Consider the following 18,984-nt stretch of genomic DNA (forward strand, 5'->3'; position numbering starts at 1 on the left):
AATACATTGCACTGTGTATCAATAATGGTAGTTCAATAATTTAACTAAAGTAATCATAGCAAACGTTTAAGCGTTGGTAAATAATTTAACCAACCGAAAACAGGACTTTTTTAGACTTTTATGGAATCTATAGAGGATCGAGCAAAACTTTTAATTTCTAAGGCGGGATTCGATACGCTCATAAGAAGTAGCGACATCGGTCATGCACGATGGAAAAGCGTGAGATACAGAAATATCAGAATGAGCACCAAAGAACTGGAGGTATTAAAGGACCTCTACCCGCACTATGCACTCTGGCTAATCAGCGGTGAGATCCGACCAGAATACGGGCAGACCAGCCCTGAATACGACGAGGCAAACTCAAAGTTAGACAATCGCGCCTAGGGATAAACATTACAAAAACGGCCATGGAACGTTGGTATCGCCGAGACGCGAAAACTCAATAACCCAAAAATTAAATGCTTTGACCAGTTGACCAGTCCATTGATATTTTATGCTAACCACTGAAGGGTGAACCCACGGCAAACACTTGCAATGAAAGGCTTTGAGGTTTTATGAAACACCCTTTTTAGAACTCATAATGCTGGGGTCGGCGGTTCGACTCCGCCCCTTGCTACCACTATTCCGAAAAGGGTTGCGACCACAATCGCAATCCTTTTTTTGTGGCTGGCCCTCATGCTCCGGGAACCCATCCTTACCGTACGGCCATTTTTTGCAATATTGCACATCCCTTAAACAACCTTTGACAATCCCTTCCCGCTAATTGCCCTATCATCGGCAGAGCAAGTCCAACATGCCGATGGGAGCACCAAGCCCGCATGAAGACATCTCCTGCAGAGGTGGCCTTTCTCACAATTCTGATCCTCGTTTCCGCCCTGGTGTTTTCCGGTTTTGATCTCAAAATGCTGGCAGTCTCGGTCGGTCTCTTCGTTTCGTATGTGGCCATCTTCTTCTGCGGCTCCATACAGGATTACTTTCGGGAACAGACCAGGCCGCATGACAACGAGGAAGAGGACTGACACCTTCTCATTCCAAAGTCTCAATGGCCTGCGGCCGACCTCGGGTTACAATCGCCTGCCTTTCCACCAGTGTATCCCTGTAGCGACATGAAAAAGATCTTCCTGGAACTTGCCGCGGTTCTGGCCATTACTTTTCCGGCGGTCCTGATTATTGCCGAACGCCCGTCCCAGGTGCTGTTTATCTCCGCCTCGATCCTGGTGGCCTACACCATCATTTTCGTGTCCATGAACCTCGGTGGACGGCGTCAGGACCGCCGCTGGCGTACCTGACCCATAGCCTGCCCTTCTCCCATCCCCGGGAATAAATTAAGCTCTCCCTTTTAGTCACAGGATCTGTCCATGCGGGAATCCGATATCGTCGCAGGGCTATCGCTCGATCGCCTGGAACGAATCAGCCAACACCTTGAGGACAAATACATCCGTCCCGGCAAACTGCCATGTGCCGTGACACTGGTGGCACGACATGGCCAGATTGTCTGGGTAAAGGCCCAGGGGCTGATGGATGTGGAGCGCAACAGGCCGGCTCGTCGGGACACCCTGTTCCGGATCTATTCCATGACCAAGCCGGTCACGTCCATTGCGATGATGCAGCTGTACGAGCAGGGGAGGTTCCTGCTGGATGACCCGGTGCACAAGTACATCCCCTCCTGGCGCGACCTGCGTGTCTATAAAGGTGGGACCTATCCGGAGTTCGAAACCGAATCCGCGGTAACCACCATGACCATCCGGGATCTGCTGACCCACATGTCCGGCCTGACCTATGGCTTCCTGGAGCGGACCAATGTCGACGCCGCCTACCGGCAGCTCAAGCTGGACGGCAGTTCCATTCTGACCCTCGACAAACTGGTGGACCGGCTGGCTGGACTACCACTGGAGTTTCCGCCCGGTACGGCATGGAATTACTCGGTTTCAACCGATGTGGTGGGCTACCTGGTCCAGCTACTGGCCGACAAACCGCTGGACGACTACTTCCGCGAGCATATTTTTTCGCCCCTGGGCATGGTGGATACCGGCTTTCAGGTCCGGCCGAATCAGCTGGACCGCTTTGCCGCCTGCTACCTGCACCAGCCGAATGACACAATGAAACTCCAGGACGACCCGGAGCGCTCCAGGTTCAGCAGACCAGCCAGGTTCCTGTCCGGCGGAGGCGGACTGGTCTCCACCATCGATGATTACCACAGTTTTGCCCAGGCCCTGTGTCAGGGAGGAGAATACCGTGGGCAGCGGATTATTGGCCGGAAGACCCTGGAGTTCATGCGCCGGAACCACCTTCCGGGCAACCAGGACCTGCCGGCACTGTCCATCGGAGCATTCAGTGAGACGCCCTACGAGGGCAGCGGGTTCGGGCTCGGGTTCTCCGTGAAAACGGATGTGGCCAAGTCCCTGACCAACGGCTCCGAAGGCGAGTTTGGCTGGGGCGGTCTGGCCAGTACCAACTTCTTCGTGGACCCGAGCGAGGACATGGTGATGATCTTCATGACCCAGCTGATGCCGTCGTCGTCCTACCCGGTACGGCAGGAACTAAGGGCCATGGTGCACGGAGCACTGATATAGAAAAGCCCATACATTTGGATTTGTTTCAGGAGGCATGCGCCTTATAACGATATGACGTTTGAGACTGTGCTCCGGTTCCACTGCCTATGGCATACTCGGTATCCTGATCCAGTCAAGAATAATCCAACAGCAAGGAATGTTGAGATGAAACCGGAAACTATCGCCCTTCACGCAGGCTTCAAGAGCGACCCGACCACCAAGGCAGCCACCACGCCAATTTACCAGACCACCTCCTACACCTTCGACGACACCCAGCACGGTGCCGACCTGTTTGACCTGAAGGTCCAGGGCAACATCTACACCCGCATCATGAATCCCACCAATGCGGTGCTCGAAGAGCGGATGGCAGCCCTGGAAGGCGGTATTGGCGCCCTCGCCGTGGCCTCCGGCATGGCGGCGATCACCTACGCCCTGCAAACCATCTGCAAGGTCGGCAACAACATCGTCAGCACCAGCCAGCTCTATGGTGGCACCTACAACCTGTTCGCCCACTCCCTGCCCAACCAGGGCATCGAGTGCAAGATGGTGCCCCACGACGATTTCGAGGCCGTCGAGAATGCCATCGACGACCAGACCCGAGCCCTGTTCTGCGAATCCATCGGCAACCCGGCGGGCAACGTGGTGGACATCCAGAAGTGGGCAGAGATTGCCCACAAGCACGGAATTCCGCTGATCGTGGATAACACGGTAGCTACCCCGTTCCTGTGCCGCCCGTTCGAGCATGGCGCGGACATCGTGATTCACTCCCTGACCAAGTACATCGGCGGCCACGGCACCACGGTTGCAGGCGTGGTAGTGGATTCCGGCAAGTTTGACTGGAAAGCCAGTGCCGACAAGTTCCCGATGATGAACGAGCCCGATCCCTCCTACCACGGCGTGGTCTACACCGAAGCGCTGGGCGAAGCGGCGTTTATCGGCCGCTGCCGGGTGGTGCCGCTGCGCAATACCGGATCGGCGCTGTCACCCTTCAACGCCTTCCTGATCATGCAGGGTCTTGAGACCCTGGCGCTGCGCATGGAACGCCATTGCGAGAATGCGGAGAAGGTTGCCCGGTTCCTGCAGGACCATCCCTCCGTGGAATGGGTCAACTACGCTGCCCTGGCCAACAGCCCCTACAAGGCTACCTGCGACAAGATCTGCGGCGGCAAGGCTTCCGGCATCCTGAGCTTTGGTATCAAGGGTGGCCGTGAGGCGGGCGCGAAGTTCATCGACGCCCTGGACATGATCCTGCGCCTGGTGAACATTGGCGATGCCAAGTCCCTGGCCTGTCACCCGGCCACGACCACGCACCGCCAGTTGAACCCCGAGGAACTGCAGAGCGCGGGTGTCAGCGAGGACCTGGTCCGCCTGTCCATCGGCATCGAACATGCCGATGACATCATCGCCGACATCACTCAGGCCCTGGACAAATCCCAGGCTTGATCTATCTCATCCGGGTACGACCAATGTCGTGCCCGGACACCCCGTGATTGCCCGTACCTGCCTTGTAACTACGCCCTCCGCGCATTAACCTTTAGAGTTCTCCATACCTTTCATATGAGAGTCTCCGGTCAATGAGCGAAAGCGCAAAGCCCCGCGTCACCAGTGGTACCAAATTCCGCAGCGAGCATGGATTCTCCGCCATCAAGGACGGCGTAAAACGCACCGCCTCCGCAAGCACGGAAGACAAACCGGTGGAGCGCAAGCCCAAGTGGCTGCGTGCCCGCATGCCCGGCGGAGAACGTTATGATGCGGTTCGCCGCAATGTCAGCGAAAACCGCCTGAGCACCGTGTGCCAGGAATCCCACTGTCCGAATATCGGCGAATGCTGGACCAACGGCACCGCAACCATCATGGTGATGGGCTCGGTGTGCACCCGGGCCTGCAAGTTCTGCGCAGTGGATACCGGCAACCCCAAGGGCTGGCTGGATCAGGACGAACCGGATAATACCGCCAAGTCGGTGGAACTGATGGGACTCCGCTATATCGTGCTCACCTCCGTCGACCGGGACGACCTGGACGATGGTGGAGCTGCCCACTACGCAGCCTGTGTTGCGGCCATCAAGCGGCGCACCCCGGAAGTAGCAGTGGAAGCCCTGACTCCGGATTTCGATGCCGTGATGAGCGATGTGGAAAAGGTCGTCGATTCCGGGCTGGACGTGTTCGCCCAGAACGTGGAAACCGTCAAGCGCCTGACCAGCCGGGTGCGCGACCCGCGCGCTGGCTATGAGAAAACCCTGAGCGTGCTGGCCCACGCCAAGAAATACCGGCCCGACGTGCTCACCAAGACCAGCCTGATGCTGGGTCTGGGCGAGACCGAAGCGGAAATCCTCGAGACCATGGATGACCTGCGCGCGATTGGTGTCGATATCCTCACCCTGGGCCAGTACCTGCGCCCTACCCCGAACCATCTGCCGGTGGAGCGTTACGTCACCCCCGAGGAGTTCAACCGCTACCGTGAGATTGGCCTCGGGAAAGGCTTCATGGAAGTGCCTTCCGGGCCGATGGTGCGCTCCAGCTACCGTGCCGACAAGGTGTTCGACAAGAACAACCTGGGCCTGGCCGTGCCGGAAGTTCCCAAGCCGGACAACGCCATGCAGATCCCGGTGAAGGCAGTCGACTGACGGGCCTTCCATAAAAAAATCCCCCGTACGGACAGCTCCGACGGGGGATTTTTTGTGCCAACCCCGGCCCGGATGCTCCGTGGCCGGGGTTGTGGGCCGGGATTACTGGCCTTGCTGTTGCTGCTGCATCATCTGACGCTGCTGCTGCATCTGCTGCTGCATCTCCTGCATGCGCTTGTCGAGCTCATCGCGCTGCTCCTGGGTAAACACACTGTCCACCTTGGCCTGCATGAGAGTGGAAAGCGCAGCGATTTCACCAGTCAGGTCACCCAGCTCTTCGGCGTTTGCACGGATCGCTGTTTCGTCATAATCCGCCTTGATCTCCGCCTGCATCTGCTGCTGGATCTGTTGCGCTTCCTGGCGCAACTGGCCGATCTTGCCCTGCATGTCTTCGAGAATACCGCGGATCTCTGTCTGCTGATCATCGGACAGGCCCACCATTTGCGCCAACTGATCCACCTGGTCCGGCTGGTCGCCGGCTGCCTGCTGGGCAAAGGAAGGCGCAGAAAGAGTCAGCGCCACAAGGGCGGTTCCCAGGAACTTTGCAAGCTTCATAAATATCTCCATTATCAGGGTGGCCACTACCAGAAAGCCACCAACAGTCATTAATTTCATGATTCAGGTGGTACACCCTAAAACATCCGGACCGGGGATTTCATCCCGATATCCCCTCTTTTTGTACATACGTCTCACCTGACACTCCCTCAGCCCGCCACACACGCGGATTCAATGAAATGTGAAACTTTATCCATTCCCCTTCATAATGGCGCCGATTGAATACGGCCGGAGTACAGAAGATGGCAATTAACTGGTTTCCCGGGCACATGCACAAGGCCCGCAAGGAGATCAAGAAGGTAATGCCCCAGATGGACCTCATTATCGAGGTCCTTGATGCGCGCATTCCTTTCAGCAGCGAAAACCCGCTGGTTCCGTCCCTGCGCGGCGATACTCCGCTGATCAAGGTCCTGAACAAACGGGATCTGGCGGATCCGGTGATTACCGGGCACTGGCAGGCGTGGCTGGAGAAGGAGCGCGGCGTCCGCGCCATCACCCTGACCCACAACCAGCGTGGCGAGGCCCTGGATCTCCTGAAGCTGGCGGAGGAAATGACCCCGGACCACGACCGCCAGAAAAGTGCCCTGAGGGTGATGATCCTGGGCATCCCCAATGTCGGCAAATCCACCATCATCAACACACTGGCGGGCCGGCCGGTGGCGAAAACCGGCAACGAGCCGGCGGTGACCCGGGCCCAGCAGGCTATCAAGTTGCCGGGCAACATCCTGCTGTATGACACCCCGGGCTTTCTGTGGCCCAAGCTGTCACCAGAGGCCTGTGGCTATCGCCTCGCCATCACCGGCGCCATTCGGAGTGCTGTGCTGGATTTCGAGGACGTTGCCCTGTTCGAGGCGGATTACCTGCTTGAGTCCTATCCGGAACTCATCCGGGCCCGCTATGGTCTCGACGAGTTACCGGCGGACGGTATCGGGCTGATGGACGCCATTGCCGGAAAACGACGGTTCTATGCCCGCGGCGGCATACCGGACCTGCACAAGGTGGCCGAGGTGCTACTGAATGAATTCCGCTCCGGAAAGCTGGGGCGGATTTCCCTGGAAACGCCAGAAATGGTTGAACAGGAAGCCCGGATTGCTGCCGAAGAGGAAGCTCGCAAGGCAGAGAAACAATGAAAATTTGAGCGCCCCCGTACCAAGGTCAAATATAACCCGGGCGGCAAAGGGCCTACACTGTCAAATATTGTCAATGTTTTGCTGGCTCGCTGATCGGCGGCCGCTGAAGGAGGAAGAGCATGAGACGCGTCGTCGTCACTGGTATGGGTATCGTTTCCTGCCTGGGAAATTCCCTGGAAGAGGTTCTGGACAGCCTGAAAAACGGCAAATCCGGCATTCGTTTCAATGAAACCTACAAAGACAAGGGTTTCCGCAGTCAGGTTTCCGGCTCTCTTGACGTCGACACCTCCGTGATCGATCGCAAGGTGCGGCGATTCATGGGGCCTGCCGCCATGTACAGCTACCTGGCGATGGAGCAGGCCATTGCCCAGGCCGGTCTGAGCGAAGACCAGATCTCAAATGACCGCACCGGCCTGATCGCAGGATCCGGCGGAGCCTCCTGCTCCAGTCAGGTGGAAGCCACGGATACCATGCGTGAACGCGGCGTAAAGCGCATCGGGCCGTACATGGTGCCCCGGATCATGACCAGCACCGTCTCCGCCTGCCTGGCCACTGCCTACAAGATCCGCGGTGTAAACTACTCCATGTCCTCGGCCTGTGCTACCAGCGCCCACTGTATCGGTCACGGCATGGAGCAGATCCAGTCCGGCAAGCAGGACATCGTGTTCGCCGGCGGTGGTGAAGAGGAAGACTGGAGCCTCACCATGATGTTCGACGCCATGGGCGCCCTTTCCACCAAGTACAACGATGCACCGGAGACCGCTTCGCGCCCGTTCGACAGTGGTCGTGACGGCTTTGTCATCGCCGGTGGCGGCGGCATGGTCGTGCTCGAGGAACTCGAGCATGCGAAAAAACGAGGTGCCAATATCATTGCGGAGCTGACCGGATACGGTGCCACCTCCGACGGTTACGACATGGTTGCCCCCTCCGGTGAGGGCGCCCAACGCTGCATGGAACAGGCCATGGCCACCATCCGTGGCAAGGTCCAGTACATCAATGCCCACGGCACCAGCACCCCGGTGGGCGATGTTGCGGAAATGGGCGCGGTGAAGAACACCTTTGGCAGCGAGATTCCGGCCATCTCCTCCACCAAATCCCTGTCCGGGCACTCACTTGGTGCCGCCGGCGTTCAGGAAGCCATCTATTCGCTGCTGATGCTGCAACACGGTTTCGCAGCCGGAACCAAGAACCTGCTCGATGCCGATGAAAAGATCCGGGATCTGCCTATTGTGGGCCCCGAGGCCAGGGATATGTCGCTGGATTGCGTGATGTCGAACAGTTTCGGCTTCGGCGGTACCAACGCCTCCTTGATCTTCGAAAAGGTCTGACGACCAGTGGCGGCGGCGTCAGGCCGCCACCACACATAAATTTCTGGCTCGCCATGCAATTGATCATTGGCAAAAGGCTCTGTACGTATTAAGGTACGAGGTTGATATGGATCAATTTGGACGGTTCATCCGCTATGGCGCAAGCAATACCCATTCGTAAGAACTCGCCCCTCAAAGCCTCGTGTCACCAGTGCAGTCTGAGCAACCTCTGCCTGCCCCTGGCCATTGAAGACAACGAACTCGAGCGCCTGGAAGATATCGTCCAGCAGGGACGTATCTTCAATCGCGGTGAGCACATCTTTGATCAGAGTACTCCCTTCCGCTCCTGTTTTGCGGTAAAGAGCGGCTCCATCAAGACCTCCATCATTACCGAAGGTGGTGAAGAACAGGTCACGGGCTTTTTCATGCCCGGTGAACTGGTGGGGCTGGACAGCATGAGCGGCGAGACCTACGCCTGCACCGCCAAGGCACTGGAACGCACCAGTGTTTGCGAGTTCCCGATCGAGAAGCTGGAAGAGCTGACCGGCAAGATGCCGGAGCTGCAGCACCACATGTACCACCTGATGAGCCAGGAGATCCAGAACAGCCATCAGCTGGCCATGCTGCTGAGCAAGAACACGGCAGAGGAGCGCATTGCCGCCCTGCTGCTATCCCTGTCAAGCCGCTTCCAGCGCCGCCGGCTGTCGCCGACCAATTTCAGCCTCCCGATGGCCAGGAATGACATCGCCAACTTCCTGGGCCTGGCGGTAGAGACCGTCAGCCGCGTGTTTACCCGTTTCCAGAACCAGGGCCTGATCCGCGCCCGCGGCCGGGAAGTGGAATTGCTGGACGTGGAAGCCCTGCAGACGGTGACCCGGGAGTTTTCCCGCCAGGGTTGCCAGTAAGACGGTTAACGCAGGGTAAGAAGATCTAAGACGGGGTCAGAAGAAAGCCTTCTTCTGACCCCATTTTCATCGACGCTACCTTCAATCTACCCGGCTGTCTCCGTCGTCTCCTTCCCTTCCCGCTTTTTCAGCATCGCCAGCTCCTCCACCAGCCCGGACCGCCACGGCTGCTGCTTGATACCAAAGGTGTTGCGGATCTTCGTACAGATCATCGTGGTATTCACCGGCTCCAGATGGCCCCAGTCCGGGACCTCATCGACCACCCGTATTCCCTCGGGAATACCCGGCAAACCCGCGATGGCCAGCCCCAGTTCATAGAGATTGATCTCCTCGGCACCGGCATACTGGTAGGTGCCCCACACCTCGGCACCACAGTCCAGCTGCAGGATGACCGCAGTCATGACCCGCGCCAGGTCCTTGACGGCCACCGGCTGCCCCCGACACCGCCCCGGAAGCGATAGTGTTTCGCCGGCGGCCGTGCTGGCCTGAACCTTGCGAATGAACCGGACCAGGCTCCAGCCGGTGCGCAGAATGATGTGCCGGGGGAGCAACGAACGTAACGCCTGCTCACATTCCCATTGCCAGCTCCCCAGCTCATTCATCGGCTGGCCCGGATTGGACGTGATGTAGCCGCTCTGTTTTCGGCCATCGAACACGTAGCAGGAGGACAGCTGGAACAGGACGATACTGTGCTCCCGGGCGTACTCGGCCATGGCCACGGGCAACGAGAATGCTGCCTTGTGAGTGTTCTCAGGGTCCTTTTGCGCGACTTCCGGGTCCGCCAGCCACAGGGCGTTGACGATCAGGTCCGTGTCTTCGGGAATCCAGTTATCCAGGGCATTGAGGTCGGCACTGGCGGCGTCACTGACCAACAGCGGACTGATTTGCAGGTGGGTTTCCCGCAGGCGCTCCAGCAGGATTCTCCCCAGGGGGCCGTAGTCATGGACAACAAGTACGTGCACGAGGGATCAATGCCTCCAGGTTTTCACTTGGGTGACGGACGGCCCGAAACGATAAGGCCAATGGTTTGTTGGCCGGGCCTCTTAGAATAACACTCGGCCTGGCACGCCAGCCTCTAATATCTTTGCTATCTCTTTCAAGAGCATACAACAACGGGAAGCCACATGCTGAAACAACAAAGCCATATTGTTGCGCCGATACCGGACGAACTCCGAACCCGGGCATTGTACACCGTGGGTGAACTCCGCGAACGCGACAAGGCCGATAAAGAAGCGATCGACAAGCTCTACGAGCTGATCGTCGAAATGACCGAGGAAGGCCTGGACTTCTTTTTCCTGGAACCCCTTCGCCGGCTAAAGGCCAGCAGCATGATGCTGGGCATGGCCAAAATGGGCATCAGCAGTATGCTCAAGGGCAGCAAGATGGTCATCCACAAGGTGCTGAAAAAGCTCGACGACCGCAGCCTCGCTGCCATCCTCGACTTCATCGAGGAGATCATTCACGAACCGGAAGCAGGCTGAATCCCGGCCGGGCGTTACCGGTATTCCCGCGGCACCCGGGCGGTGACGCCGGTCATCAGTTCATAGGAGATGGTGCCGGCACAGGCCGCCACCTCATCCACGCCCACCGTTTCGCCCCACAACTCCACCCTGTCACCGGGCCGGGCGTCCGGTGCGTTGGTGAGATCCACCGCCAGCATGTCCATCGACACGCGGCCAATCAGGCGGATTCGCTGGCCATCGACTGCTGCGGGTGTGTCAGTACCAGCGTGTCTCGGATAACCGTCCCCGTAGCCGATGGCCACCATGCCCATCAGGGTGTCCTGTTCCGCCACCCAACTGGAACCATAGCCCACGGCCTCACCGGCCTTCACAGTCCGCGTACTGATCAGGGGGGCCTCCAGAGTCATCACCGGCTTCAGCCCCAGCTCCGGCCCGGTCTTGTCGAGAGACGGAGAGCCGCCATAAAGCATGATGCCAGGACGGCTCCAGTCAAACAGGGGCTGACCGGGAAGAAAGTGCGCTGCGGAGTTGCCAACGCTGCGCATCAGCTCCGGCCAGGCTGCGGTGCCCTGGACGAAACACTCGGTCTGCTCGGCCGTCCGGGTACTGGAGGGGTCGTCCGCACAGGCTAGATGGGTGACAAAGCCCCGCAGTCGGGCGCGGGCTCCCATGGCATCTACTGTCGCCATCACTCCGGGTAGTTCCGACGGCCTGAAACCGAGCCGATTCATGCCACTGTTCACCTTGAGCCAGAATGCCGGTCGGTCTCCGCACCGCTCCAGCCACTTCAGCTGAGTGTGGCTATGTAATACGGGCTCGAATCCGTACACGTTGCAGCCTGCGAGATCCCCTTCTTCGTGGACACCCTGCAGCAATACCACCGGCTGCCGGAGGCCGGCATCACGGATAGCGAGAGCCTCCTCCAGACAGGCCACGGCGTACTTGGGCGCCATTTCCGCCAGCGCCAGCGCCACCGGCCGGATACCGTGGCCGTAGCCATCGGCTTTGACCACGGCCATGGCCCGGGCGCTCCCGGCCAGCTTCCGCGCCAGGAAATAATTGTCGCGGAGGGCCTGCAAATTGATTCTGGCGATGGTGCTGCGGGGCATCAGTAGTCGTCACCGTAATCGCTGTAATCGCCGTGGGCGAGGTCCTCGAACTTGGTGTACTTGCCAATGAAGGCCAGGCGCACGGCACCGATGGGGCCGTTCCGCTGCTTACCAATGATGATTTCGGCGATGCCCTTGTCTGGCGTATCTTCGTTGTAGACCTCGTCCCGGTAAACGAACATGATGACGTCGGCATCCTGCTCGATCGCACCGGATTCCCGAAGATCCGAGTTCACCGGCCGCTTGTTGGGCCGTTGTTCCAGGCTCCGGTTCAGCTGTGACAGGGCCACCACCGGGCAACTCAGTTCCTTGGCGATACCCTTCAGGGATCGGGAGATCTCCGAGATCTCCGCGGTCCGCCCCTCGGTGTTGCCGGGCACCCGCATCAACTGGAGGTAATCCACCATGATCAGGCCCAGCTTTCCGTCATTCTCGCGCGCGATACGGCGAGCCCGGGAACGCATTTCCGTGGGGCTCAGACCCGGGGTATCGTCAATGTACAACGGCTTGTCCTTGAGCAGGCTCACGGCGGAGGTCAGTCGGGGCCAGTCATCTTCCTCGAGCTTGCCGCCCCGGACCTTGGTCTGGTCGATCCGCCCGAGGGAGGAGATCATACGCATGGCCAGGGCATCCGCCGGCATCTCCATACTGAACACCAGCACCGGCGTGCCGGTGCTGATCAGGGCGTTCTCGACGATGTTCATGGCGAAGGTGGTCTTACCCATGGAGGGTCGGCCCGCCACGATGATCAGGTCTGCCGGCTGCATGCCGGAGGTCTTCTCGTCCAGGTCCCGGAAACCGGTGGTCAGGCCGGTGGTCTGCTCACCGGACTCGAACAGCTCCTCAATCCGGCTCAGGGTCTGGGTCAGGATCGGGTTGATGGCCTTGGGGCCCGAGCCTTCCTTGTTACGGGATTCGGCAATCCGGAAGACATTCCGCTCAGCCTCGTCCAGGATCTCGTTACTGGTGCGCCCCAGGGGGTTGAAGGCGGAATCGGAAATCTGACCGGACACCTCCACGAGCTGTCGCAGGATCGAGCGCTCACGAACGATATCGGCGTAGGCGCGAATGTTGGCGGCACCGGGGGTCTTTTCCGCCAGCTCGGCCAGGTAGGATAAACCGCCGGCGTCCTCGATGTCGCCGGCCCGCTCCAGAAACTCGGCCAGGGTCACCACATCCAGCGGTTCGCTTTCACTGGCCAGGCGCTCAACGGCGCCAAATATCAGGCGATGATCCTGACGATAGAAATCCGCGGCGGAAATGACCTCGGCGATTTCGTCGAAGCGGCGGTTATCGAGCATCAGGCCACCGAGCACCGCCTGTTCGGCTTCCACCGAATGCGGAGGCACCTTGATGCGACTGGTTTCCAGGTCAGTACTGGCAGGTTTCAGATTGGGCTTGGCCATAAGAACGCTTCAGGATTGGGGTAAGCTCAGGAACTGATAAGAATACCAGAAACAAACGGGCCCGAAACCGTCTCCGGTTCGGGCCCGTTCAATCAAGCTCGACCGGGTCACCCCGACCTTGCATCGACCTGTTGCGGATCAGTCCGCAACAACCGCCAACTTGACGGTTACTTCAACGTCAGAGTGAAGCTGAAGCTCGATGTCGTACTCGCCGGTCACCCGAATCGGGCCTTCCGGCAGACGAACTTCGCTCTTCTCCACTTCGGTACCACCGGCAGTGATCGCGTCAGCGATGTCGCGCACACCGATGGAACCGAACAGCTTACCTTCTTCACCGGCCTTGGAGCTGATGGTGAAGGACGCACCTTCCAGGGCCTCGGCGCGAGCCTGGGCTGCAGCCAGCTTCCCGGCTGCCGCTTTTTCAAGCTCGGCACGACGCTCTTCGAACGCCTTCAGGTTTGCTTCGGTGGCGGGTACAGCCTTGCCATAGGGAAGCAGGAAATTACGACCGTAACCGGCCTTTACCTTTACCTTGTCACCCAGGGAGCCAAGGTTTGCAACTTTCTCGAGCAGAATAACTTCCATCTCGTTAACCTCTTCGTGCTTTATTCAGCCGGCCCGGCAGGTTTGATACGCCCCCGGATATCCAGCCAGCTATCCACAAAAGCCATAACCACTAACAGAATCATCAGGCTTGGACCCAGCAGTAACAGCGCGATGTAGAACATCGCCAGCCAGTTCCCGCTCAGCTGTTTACGACCAACAACGCCATGAACCAGGGCAATACTCGCCAGGAACAGGGGTGTGCCCGCAGCCCAGGCCAGCAACATCGAATTCAGGCCCAGGAGGGGACCAATCAACATGGTCACCGCACACAACACTGCCACCACCGGCGACAGCCGCAGGGCATGGAATTCCTTCCGGAAGCCACCCGGGTTATAAAGCCCGGCCTGCCATGCCCTGGCCAGCATCGTCATACCCACGGCGGTTGCCAGGTAGGTACCCGCCATGCTGGCGTTCATCGTGCCCCGGATCACCTTCTCGAGATCATCCCCGAGGGTATGGGCCACTTCGGCGTTATACTGTTCGTAAAATTCCACCCCGGCCTGAACGAGATCGTCCAGCAAACCGGGATAGAGCACGGGCAACATCAGGCCCGTGACAATCGCCAGAAAGCTCCCCCCAAGGAGGGCTCTTTCCCAGGACAGCGTGGTTCTGAGGATGTACGCCATCAGCATTGTCTGGAGCAACACTGCCAGAGCCGTGGGATCCTGCCCGAACCAGCTCCAGCCCACTGCCGGAAGCAATGCCCAGAGACCGATATTCAGCCCCTGCCCGATACCCAGCCTGAGAATTACCAGGCCGACTACCGCTGCGCCTATCCAGAACAACAGAGGTATCGCAGTCGTGACTGCTGCAACCCCGCCGGCCTGCAGGGGACCGCGCATTACAAACTGTGCGAGTGCACGCATGGCCCCAAATCCTGTTTATCTGTTCTTAGTGATCGTGGCTGTCCGTATACGGCAGCAGTGCCAGGTAGCGGGCACGCTTGATAGCGGTAGCCAGCTGACGCTGATAACGTGCTTTGGTGCCGGTGATGCGGCTGGGCACGATCTTGCCGGTTTCAGTGATGTAGCCTTTCAGGGTGTCCAGATCCTTGTAATCGATCTCTTTAACACCTTCTGCCGTGAAGCGACAGAACTTACGACGTCTGAAAAAACGAGCCATAACTTAACTCCTCAACTCCGGTAAATTACTCTTCTTCGTCCTGGGACTCGGACTTCTGACGGCTGTCAGACTCGGCAGAACGACGCGGACGGTCTTCGCCACCTGAACGACGGTCCTCACGGGACTCGGCGGCTTTCATCGGAGACATGTCGGTCACGGCTTCATCGCGACGCAGGATCAGGTCACGGATGATGGCATCGTTGAACCGGAAGTTGTGAGTCAGCTCGTCCATAGCGGCCTGGGAACACTCGGCGTTCATCAGGACGTAGTGAGCCTTGTGGATCTTGTTGATCGGGTAAGCCAGGTGACGACGGCCCCAATCTTCCAGGCGATGTACCTTGCCGCCATCTTCGGTGATGACGCCGGTATAACGCTCGATCATTGCGGGCACCTGCTCGCTCTGATCAGGATGTACCATGAATACGATTTCGTAGTGACGCATGAGTTCTCCCTACGGTTTAAACAGCTTCCTTTTTCAACCGCGCGGCTTTTGGCCGCCCCGCTGAGCATGAAAGCAAGGAGGTGACAGCCTCGGGCTGCCGGTTTCTTTTTGCTTTATCAATAAGGCTTTACAACGAAAGGCTTGATCAAAAGCGTGGCCTTATTACCCATTTGCTCAGGCAATAACAAACCACCCCTTAAAAAAGGGGTGACGTATTCTAGGCACCCAGCGCCTTCTGCGCAAGGGTTAACCAAGACGTTGGCGCAAGGCCTCGTACAGGCACACGCCGGTGGCGACGGAAACGTTCAGGCTGTCCACGTGCCCCAGCATGGGAATGTTGATCAACTGGTCACAGTGTTCCTTGGTCAGCCGGCGCATGCCCTTACCTTCGGCCCCCATCACCAAGGCCACCGGCCCCTTGAAATCGGCCTGATAGAGCGTGGCCCCGGCCTCGCCGGCCGTGCCGATCAACCAGACACCCTGTTCCTGCAGGGATCTCAGGAAGCGTGCCAGATTCGTCACGCGCACGAACGGCACGGTTTCAGCCGCGCCACAGGCAACCTTGCGGGCAACCGGGGTCAGGGACGCGGACTTGTCCTTGGGGACAATGACCGCCTGGATACCGACGGCATCGGCTGTACGCATGCAGGCGCCCAGGTTATGGGGATCGGTCACCCCATCGAGCACCAGCAGAAACGGTGGCTTGTCACTCTTCTCCAGCTGGGCAAGCAAGTCCCCCTCGGTCCATTCACGGCTTTCCGAAACGGCTGCGACCACTCCCTGATGAACACCGGAGACCCGCTCATCGAGTTCACGGCGATGCACAACCCGCCAACGCACTCCGAGGCCGTCCAGCGCATCGGTAATGGCCCTGACACGCTTATCCTGCCGCCCGGTCTGGATCCAGACCTGCTGCAATCTTTCCGGCTCACGCTTAAGGACAGCCTCAACCGCATGCCACCCGAAAACAAATTCCTGGGACACTGACTCTGATCCTGGTTACGGGTTACTGTTCAGAACTCACTTCCGGGTTCTGCGCCTGGGTTTCTTGCCGGATCCGGACTTGCCGGACTTCTTCTCGGCTTCGCGGGCGGCTTCAGCAGCCAGTTTCTCCTTGGCACTGCCCGGCTTGCCCCTGGCAGGCTCAGCCGACTCGGGCTTAGTCTTGCTCCGGCCCCGTGTGGCCTTCCTGCCTCCCGCACCGCGGCCCCTGCCCTTGTCCTTGCCTCTGCCTTTTCCACGCTCCTCGCGACGGGAGACATCCAGCGCTTCCCGGTCCGCCTTGCGGCGCCTTGGCTGACTGACCAGCTCCAGATCGATTTTGCGATCCTCCAGATCCACCCTGGCAACACGCACCCGGACATCATCCCCGAGCCGGAAGCTCACGGCCGTGCGCTCACCAATCATCCGGTGTTTGGCGGAATCGTGATGGAAGTAGTCGCCACTGAGGGTGGAGACATGAACCAACCCTTCGATATAGATGTCCTCCAGGGCCACAAAGAAGCCGAAGGGCACCACCGCGGAAATCACGCCGCTGTATTCCTCGCCCACATGATCCTTGAGGAACTCGCACTTGAGCCAGGCCATAACATCCCGGGTAGCATCATCAGCCCTCCGCTCGGTCATGGAGGTATGCTCACCCAACTGCTCCAGGCGGGCATAATCATAGGGATACTCTGCCAATTCCGGATCCGTGACCGGAGGTGTCACGACATCTTTTTTCACTTCCGGATTATGGATACGGGATTTGATGGCCCGATGCACAATCAGGTCCGGGTAACGCCGGATCGGCGATGTGAAGTGGGCATAGCTGGAAAAGCCCAGACCGAAGTGGCCACTCTCCTCGGGACTGTAGACGGCCTGACTGAGAGAGCGCAGCATCACGGTCTGGATCACGTCGGCATCCGGGCGATCGGCGATCTGGGACAACAGCTCCTGATAGTCCGCAGACGTTGGCTTGTCGCCACCTCGCAGCTGCAATCCGAGCTCACCCAGGAACAGCCGCAGGGCCGCCATCCGCTCTTCGGAGGGGCCTTCATGCACCCGGTAGAGAGCTGGTGTATTGTGCTTCTTCAGGAAGCGCGCCGTCGCCACGTTGGCGCACAGCATGCATTCTTCGACAATCTTGTGGGCATCGTTGCGGTGGACCGGAACGATTTCCTCGATCTTGCGATTCGCATCAAAGATGATACGGGTTTCGGTGGTCTCGAAGTCGATCGCACCCCGTTCGGTGCGAGCCCGGCGCAGCAGCTTGTAGAGCTCGTAGAGGTTATAGAGCTGTGGCAACACCTCGGAGTATTGCTGGCTCAACCGGTAGCCCGGCTCGGAATCGGGTCGCTCCAGGATGTCACTGACCTTGTTGTAGGTCAGCCGGGCGTGACTGTGCATCACCGCCTGATAAAAACTGTAACCACTGATGCGACCGTTGGCGCTGAGCGTCATATCCGCGACCATGCACAGACGGTCCACGCCCGGGTTCAGGGAACACAGGCCATTGGACAGCTTCTCCGGAAGCATTGGAACCACGTGGTCCGGGAAATAGACGGAATTACCGCGGTTCAGTGCTTCTTCGTCCAGCGGCATGCCCGGACGGACATAGTGGGACACATCGGCAATTGCCACCAGCAGGCGGAAGCCCCCGCGCGGGCGTGGCTCGCAATAGATGGCATCATCAAAGTCCCGGGCATCCTCACCATCAATAGTGACCAACGGCAGATGACGGATATCCACCCGGTTCTGCTTGTCCTTCTCTTCCACTTCAGCAGCGATGGCGGCTGCCTGCTCACCAACGGCGGGCGGCCAACTGTGGGGGATCTCATAGGAGCGGATGGCGACATCAATTTCCATGCCCGGCGCCATGTGCTCACCCAGGATTTCAATCACCTTGCCCATCGGCTGGGTACGGACGGTCGGATGACGCAGGATCTCTACCACGACATACTGGCCCTGGTAAGCCTCCCCCACGTGCTCCTCCGGCACCAGGATCTCGTGATTGATGCGGGCATTCTCCGGCACCACGAAACTGATGCCGCTCTCCCGGAAAAACCGGCCAACAATCTGGCTGGTGTTGCGCTCAAGCACTTCGACGATCTTGCCCTCACGGCGGCCGCGGTCATCGACGCGGTCCACGCGAGCCGCAACCCGGTCGCCATGGAGCACCTGGCGCATTTGCCGGGCCGTGAGGAACAGGTCCGAGCCGCCATCATCGGGAATCAGGAAACCGAAGCCATCCTTGTGGCCAGTAACCTTGCCAGTAACGAGATCCGCCTCTTCGATGGGCAGGTAGGCACCACGACGGTTACAGATCATCTGTCCGTCCCGGCACATGGCAATCAGCCGACGGCGCAAGGCCTCAATACCTTCCGGAGAGGTTTGCCCCAACTCCTCACAAAGGGTCTCGTGGGTGGCTGGCGCCCCCCGGTCCTTCAGGTGCTTGAGTATGAATTCCCGACTCTGGATGGGGTTGTCGTATTTTTGGGCCTCACGGTCGGCGTGAGGATCACCTTTGTCTTTCTTCCTGGAAACCATTCGGATCCTTGTTCTTGAGCCGCATCGGCGCGGCGGAATTAGAATTTTGATGCAGTATAACGTTGGTATGGTAATGCTGCCTAACAAGGGGGCATTTGATAGGCACAAATACCACCGAAACTTTTTTGGAAAAAATGTTTGACAGCCTCGGGGGGAATCATTAAAGTACGCGCCATCGGTTGAGGGACACACCTCAGCCAGCAACGACAAGCTTGAATTCAGAAGCGAATTCAGT

General features: G+C 58.8%; 19 protein-coding genes. 9 read left to right on the plus strand and 10 right to left on the minus strand.

The annotated features are described in order from the left end of the window. Positions 1-818 precede the first annotated feature (818 nt). The 5 genes from R6W86_RS01375 (at position 819) to lipA (ending at position 5,176) form a co-directional block, all read left to right on the plus strand. A complete protein-coding gene (locus tag R6W86_RS01375; protein ID WP_410327608.1) occupies positions 819-1,019 on the plus strand; it encodes a hypothetical protein in 201 nt (66 codons plus the stop codon). 87 nt (positions 1,020-1,106) lie between these two features. Beyond that, on the plus strand, positions 1,107-1,289 hold the full coding sequence (locus tag R6W86_RS01380; RefSeq protein WP_410327609.1) for a hypothetical protein: 183 nt from the start codon (positions 1,107-1,109) through the stop codon (positions 1,287-1,289). A 69-nt stretch (positions 1,290-1,358) separates the two neighbouring features. Next, positions 1,359-2,573 (plus strand): serine hydrolase domain-containing protein, encoded by a 1,215-nt coding sequence (locus R6W86_RS01385; protein ID WP_410327610.1) that lies wholly within the window; start codon positions 1,359-1,361, stop codon positions 2,571-2,573. Between the two features lie 144 nt (positions 2,574-2,717). Further along, the gene (locus R6W86_RS01390) at positions 2,718-3,995 is read left to right on the plus strand and encodes an O-acetylhomoserine aminocarboxypropyltransferase/cysteine synthase family protein (protein ID WP_410327611.1); all 1,278 of its coding nucleotides are present in this window, start codon (positions 2,718-2,720) and stop codon (positions 3,993-3,995) included. Between the two features lie 131 nt (positions 3,996-4,126). Continuing rightward, the gene (gene lipA, locus R6W86_RS01395) at positions 4,127-5,176 is read left to right on the plus strand and encodes a lipoyl synthase (RefSeq protein WP_410327612.1); all 1,050 of its coding nucleotides are present in this window, start codon (positions 4,127-4,129) and stop codon (positions 5,174-5,176) included. Positions 5,177-5,278: 102 nt separating this feature from the next. Here lipA and R6W86_RS01400 read toward each other — a convergent pair whose 3' ends face one another. After that, positions 5,279-5,731, minus strand: coding sequence for a Spy/CpxP family protein refolding chaperone (locus R6W86_RS01400; RefSeq protein ID WP_410327613.1), 453 nt, complete (start codon positions 5,729-5,731; stop codon positions 5,279-5,281). A gap of 242 nt (positions 5,732-5,973) precedes the next feature. Between R6W86_RS01400 and ylqF the strand changes: the two genes are divergently transcribed. From ylqF to fnr, 3 genes are all read left to right on the plus strand, one after another. Then, positions 5,974-6,861 (plus strand): ribosome biogenesis GTPase YlqF, encoded by an 888-nt coding sequence (gene ylqF / locus R6W86_RS01405; RefSeq protein WP_410327614.1) that lies wholly within the window; start codon positions 5,974-5,976, stop codon positions 6,859-6,861. Between the two features lie 119 nt (positions 6,862-6,980). Continuing rightward, positions 6,981-8,189, plus strand: a complete 1,209-nt coding sequence (gene fabB, locus R6W86_RS01410) for a beta-ketoacyl-ACP synthase I (protein ID WP_410327615.1) — start codon at positions 6,981-6,983, stop codon at positions 8,187-8,189. A gap of 134 nt (positions 8,190-8,323) precedes the next feature. Beyond that, positions 8,324-9,073, plus strand: a complete 750-nt coding sequence (gene fnr, locus R6W86_RS01415) for a fumarate/nitrate reduction transcriptional regulator Fnr (RefSeq protein WP_410327616.1) — start codon at positions 8,324-8,326, stop codon at positions 9,071-9,073. Between the two features lie 86 nt (positions 9,074-9,159). Here the strand turns inward: fnr and R6W86_RS01420 are convergent, their stop codons facing one another. Further along, entirely contained in the window at positions 9,160-10,035 is an 876-nt protein-coding gene (locus R6W86_RS01420) for a sugar nucleotide-binding protein (protein WP_410327617.1), read from the minus strand. A 162-nt stretch (positions 10,036-10,197) separates the two neighbouring features. On the opposite strand from R6W86_RS01420, the gene R6W86_RS01425 reads away from it, so the two are divergent. After that, entirely contained in the window at positions 10,198-10,554 is a 357-nt protein-coding gene (locus tag R6W86_RS01425; protein WP_410327618.1) for a hypothetical protein, read from the plus strand. Positions 10,555-10,568: 14 nt separating this feature from the next. Here the strand turns inward: R6W86_RS01425 and alr are convergent, their stop codons facing one another. The 8 genes from alr to rnr all read right to left on the minus strand — a co-directional run bounded on the left by alr (position 10,569) and on the right by rnr (position 18,749). Then, on the minus strand, positions 10,569-11,645 hold the full coding sequence (gene alr / locus R6W86_RS01430) for an alanine racemase (RefSeq protein ID WP_410327619.1): 1,077 nt from the start codon (positions 11,643-11,645) through the stop codon (positions 10,569-10,571). After that, entirely contained in the window at positions 11,645-13,051 is a 1,407-nt protein-coding gene (gene dnaB / locus R6W86_RS01435; protein ID WP_410327620.1) for a replicative DNA helicase, read from the minus strand. The genes alr and dnaB overlap by 1 nt, the downstream gene beginning before the upstream one ends. Before the next feature lie 138 nt (positions 13,052-13,189). Continuing rightward, positions 13,190-13,636, minus strand: coding sequence for a 50S ribosomal protein L9 (gene rplI, locus R6W86_RS01440; RefSeq protein WP_410327621.1), 447 nt, complete (start codon positions 13,634-13,636; stop codon positions 13,190-13,192). Between the two features lie 20 nt (positions 13,637-13,656). Further along, positions 13,657-14,523, minus strand: coding sequence for a hypothetical protein (locus tag R6W86_RS01445; RefSeq protein ID WP_410327622.1), 867 nt, complete (start codon positions 14,521-14,523; stop codon positions 13,657-13,659). Positions 14,524-14,548: 25 nt separating this feature from the next. Further along, on the minus strand, positions 14,549-14,779 hold the full coding sequence (gene rpsR / locus R6W86_RS01450) for a 30S ribosomal protein S18 (RefSeq protein ID WP_008937282.1): 231 nt from the start codon (positions 14,777-14,779) through the stop codon (positions 14,549-14,551). 25 nt (positions 14,780-14,804) lie between these two features. Beyond that, positions 14,805-15,221, minus strand: coding sequence for a 30S ribosomal protein S6 (gene rpsF, locus R6W86_RS01455; RefSeq protein ID WP_410327623.1), 417 nt, complete (start codon positions 15,219-15,221; stop codon positions 14,805-14,807). Between the two features lie 246 nt (positions 15,222-15,467). Next, a complete protein-coding gene (gene rlmB / locus R6W86_RS01460; RefSeq protein ID WP_410327624.1) occupies positions 15,468-16,205 on the minus strand; it encodes a 23S rRNA (guanosine(2251)-2'-O)-methyltransferase RlmB in 738 nt (245 codons plus the stop codon). A gap of 36 nt (positions 16,206-16,241) precedes the next feature. Further along, positions 16,242-18,749 carry a ribonuclease R gene (rnr, locus tag R6W86_RS01465; protein ID WP_410327625.1) on the minus strand — a complete coding sequence of 836 codons (2,508 nt, stop codon included), beginning with the start codon at positions 18,747-18,749 and terminating at the stop codon, positions 16,242-16,244. Positions 18,750-18,984 lie beyond the last annotated feature (235 nt).

It is taken from the genome of Marinobacter sp., from assembly GCF_046484525.1.
Classification (GTDB): domain Bacteria; phylum Pseudomonadota; class Gammaproteobacteria; order Pseudomonadales; family Oleiphilaceae; genus Marinobacter.